This window comes from Leptolyngbya sp. FACHB-8 (genome assembly GCF_014695575.1).
GTDB lineage: Bacteria > Cyanobacteriota > Cyanobacteriia > Elainellales > Elainellaceae > Vacuolonema.
Genome location: NZ_JACJOO010000003.1, coordinates 1 through 4,362 on the forward strand (window position 1 = coordinate 1; position 4,362 = coordinate 4,362).

Sequence of the window (4,362 nt, forward strand, 5' to 3'; positions counted from 1 at the left end):
TAGGCCTGATTGAAGCGACGCTGTCATAAAGTGCAATTAGGCTGTAACCTTTATCCTATAAGGGTTACATCACAGTTGTTTTGTACTAAAAAATGCCGTCATTTTCCACATTAGCCTCGGCCAAGTAACGAATTTATGTTGTTTCAGGCTCCGAATTAGGGCTAATTGCATTTGGTGACAGCGTCGCTTCAATCAGGCCAAGTAAGGATGGGCTATGGGGTGTTTGGGTGGTTGACGATAAAGCCAGTCGCTCTGACGAAGACCGCGAACAATGGTGGCAGGAGCAACAGATCCGGCGACACCTGCAGGAACAAGCCGAAGCCCAGCAACGCGCCCAGTCTTTACCGGCCCCAGAACGCGATCGCCATTATCGACGGCTACTATCGCTTCTAACTCTCCACCCCGAAGACCGGATGGACTTACACCGGCGTGGCATGAGCGAAGCTCAAATTAAAGCGAGTGGATTTGTGTCTGTTGTTCAATGGCAGAAATTGCCAGAGAAGTTTCCCCTCACCCTGCCAGGGGTGAATGGGGATGGACAGTCATTCAACGCATCAGGAGCCGGATATCTCTGCCCTATCCGTGACATCGACGGATTGATTGTTGGCTTACAACTACGCCTCCGAGACCCGGAAGGCGGCGGGCGGTATCGCTGGCTATCGAGCACTCCAAAGGGACAACCACCAAACCTTCCGAATGGCGAGTTGCCCTTAGCCGTGTTTCGGCCTGAGGCACCTTCCACAAAAGCGATCGCTATGGTGGAAGGCACTGGCGCAAAACCCTTCATCACCTCCGAACGGCTAGGAGTCATTACCCTCGGGGCTGCTGGAGGACAATTTGCCTCTAGCCCTCAAACCCTGCAAGTTACCCTCCAAAGGGTGGCAGCAGAACTAGAAACTAACCGCATCGACTTCTTCCCCGATGCCGGTTCGCTCGAAAACACCAGTGTTTTGCGCCAATATGCCGCAACCTGGGAACTGCTGGAGCAATGGGGCTACTCGGTCCAGATTGGGTGGTGGGGCCAAGTCTCCAAAGGCCAGTCGGATATTGATGAACTAGAAGATGTGGGGGCGATCGCCTTCATTTCTCCCCAAGCGTTTTTCGCCAGGGTACCGGGCGGGTTCATGCCCAGTTCAGCGGAACTATTGCAGGATTCTAAACAACAGAAAATCAATCACTACAGGGTTGAGACCGACCGCATCATGGCAGAGTTTAATACTCTGCGGATTGAACCCACCCTTACCCTATCCGGGCGCTACATCCCATCAGGGTTACTGCCCTTACCGGAGAACGCTGGCACAATTTTGATTGATGGCCCCATGGGTGTCGGAAAAACCTCAACAGCCCTGAAGGAACTGGTCGAGCAGCACCGACGCCAATTTCCCACTGCATTTCGTTGCCTCCTCACTCCCAGAAACGCTTTAGGGCGACAATCTGCGGCCGTGTTAGGGCTTCCCCACCACACCACATTTCAGGGATTTGGACCATGTCCCAATGAAGTCACCCTTTGCCCCGAATCCGGATGGCGCTTTCCGACCAAACGACTGCCAGAAGGACCACCCTTGATTCTCATCGATGAGGTCAGCCAATTACTCTACCAAGTGCTGGAGGGCAAAACATCCGGCCAAAACCATGCCCTCAACCTCCATTGGCTGCGATCGCTCTTTCAATGGGTTCAAGAGCAAGGGGGCTGGATTGTCCTCTCCGAAGATGGCATCACTAACCTGGAAATTGATCTCATCTCCCAGGCATCTAGACTTGAGGTGGTGCAATTCCTTAAGTTTGAGCGCACCGAAAGTGAAAGCAGAGACATCACCTTATTCAGTTCACCTTCCCTCACCTGGGCCGAGATCAAAAAGCGGCTCAGTAGGGGTGAAAACCTCGTCATTGCCAGCGACTCAGCCAAGTGGTTACATCAAACCCGCGAGATGGCGATCGCCTTCGGCCTGGACCCCGACGATATTCGCATTATCGATAGCGAATCTTCTCTAGAAGAATGGGCACAACAACTGAGCACCGACCCCGATCAGTGGATTGCCAAGCATCGCCCCCGCATCCTGGGCTACTCCCCCACCTTCCAGCAGGGCATCAGCATCGGAGATCCCGACGGTCATTTTCAGGCCATGGCCATTCATCTGGTGCATCTAGACTGGCGTTCGGCCAAACAAATGCCCGAACGTCTACGCACCCATGTCCCCCGCTTTGGTTATGTGAAACCTTCTGGTGGTCGTACCGACGAATTCTTTAGCAGTTGTCGCCCTGAAGTCATCGTTCGCGATTTCTACCGCAATGCTGAAGGGGTAGAAAAGCTGACGCAATTTGCCGAGTACGCGCAATCAAAGGAAGCTACCGACGCAAACGGAGCTCCCCTCGATTTAGTGGGGGCGATCGCCAACCTAAAAGCATCAGAACAGGACCCAGATTCAGACTTTGGATTTTGGTTGAAGCACTACGCTCGTTACCAGGCTAGAGGCACCTATAACCGTTTGTCTTTACGCCAAGCTCTGGTGCAGTTATGGGAATCCCGAGGATATAGCGTTCAGCTTGTCGAAGGCAAAGCAAAAGCAGAAACCGAAGAGAGACAACGTATTAAAGGAGAACTGGCAAACGCCAAGGCACAAGCTTTTGTACAGTTAGATACGAGTGAAATCACCCTGACAGAAGCCCGATCCATTCTGGAGGAATTAGAAGCTACCCAACAGCAACGGGAACTGGCTCACAAGCGGCTGATGGAGGACAAATTGCCCGGGGTGGATTTGGATAATTTCCAGTTTGTTCTAAAAGTCATCATCAGCAACAACGGACGATTCCTGAAGACAGCAGAACTGCTCTGGATGACACGCAATCCGAATGCAGCTGCGTGGTTAGACCGCTGGACCTGGATGAATGAGTTCACTCAGGCCGCACGGCGCTCACACTTTGTCAGCTATACGCGTCTATCCTGTCGATCCAGCCAAGCCAAATTACTCCATGACTGTCCTCTACAGCCCTTTATCGATGGCAAAGTCGAACAATGGGACAACAATAGCCCCGAGGCGATCGCCGTCCACCAATGGGCTGTCCTGCATCGTCATCAGTTCCGCCGATACCTGCAGCTCACCATCTCCGAAGAGCATCCTCCTGTCAAAACGGTCAATAAACTGCTACGGAAGCTGGGTTACAAAATTGAGCAGCAGGGATGGAAGGGCAGTCGAGAGGAGAGGGAGCGTCAGTACGGCATCACTAACCTCCAAGACACCGATCGTGATGCCATCATGAAGTCGCTGGAAGAACGATTTATCAAGCGTCTTGAGGACAAAGAGGGTATCTCCGATCCTGCAAATTCGGTATCCGTGATCGCAACTTCCCTAGAGATACCAACGCTTCTAAATTGCGATCACCGACCTCAACCTGACTGGTCAAAATGCCCACAGGAGGTGCTGGAAATGATGCAGATGGCGTGGGCCGAGGCGGAAAACGAGCAGCAAAGACAGGCGGTTTTAGATGCGATAGCAGACTATAGGAGGGCGATCGCCTAAAAACCCATTGAATTTAGCAAAATTAATACTCATTCCTGGCTGCTAGTCATAGTAGTAGGGATTGCTATTGGCTAAAATTCGGGGTGGTATTTGCTGACGTATAACGTTATACGTTGAAATTTTAAGATTAAATCCTATTCAGAAAATAAGTTATGAGATCTTCTGAAAGTTCTGTTCTATAAGCTTGCTCAGAAACTTGAATAGCTGCTCCGCGCGGCAACTATTCCACACAAGAATAAGGGTTTTAGCATCCAAAAGTGACTGAAATAGGCAGGTGTACTATCCATGGAGAGTAGTACTTAGTCCAAAATTTAGGTCATCTTGTACTATTAGGCATTATGCTCTGCCACTTAAGGTCTGAGTTTGAGCCCTATGCCCTCTATTTGTCTTGTGTGTGAGGCAAGCTCTTGGAAGATCTGACGTGGCTTATTAACCTGCCTCCAGCAGCGCGGGAAGCAGTTGGATACGTTGATTTTGACTTGACTCTCAGTGACTCTCCTCGTTTACCAGGAGACAGCGATTATATGGCGGAATGAAATGAAGCTAAACAGATTTCTATCGCGACTCAAGCCCACCAGATTGAATCTGTTTACCAAACAGAAGTGTGAGCGTTCATTTAGGGGTGACTGAAGGGGCGCTGCAACTAGGCCTGATTGAAGCGACGCTGTCATAAAGTGCAATTAGGCTGTAACCTTTATCCTATAAGGGTTACATCACAGTTGTTTTGTACTAAAAAATGCCGTCATTTTCCACATTAGCCTCGGCCAAGTAACGAATTTATGTTGTTTCAGGCTCCGAATTAGGGCTAATTGCATTTGGTGACAGCGTCGCTTCAATCAGGCCA

At 50.6% G+C, this 4,362-nt stretch carries 1 protein-coding gene; it reads left to right on the plus strand.

Annotated features, from left to right (window positions below):
• Positions 1–227 precede the first annotated feature (227 nt).
• Positions 228–3,518: a hypothetical protein gene (locus H6F91_RS00035; RefSeq protein ID WP_190769859.1), complete on the plus strand. Its 3,291-nt coding sequence runs from the start codon at positions 228–230 to the stop codon at positions 3,516–3,518.
• The last annotated feature ends 844 nt before the right edge of the window (positions 3,519–4,362 follow it).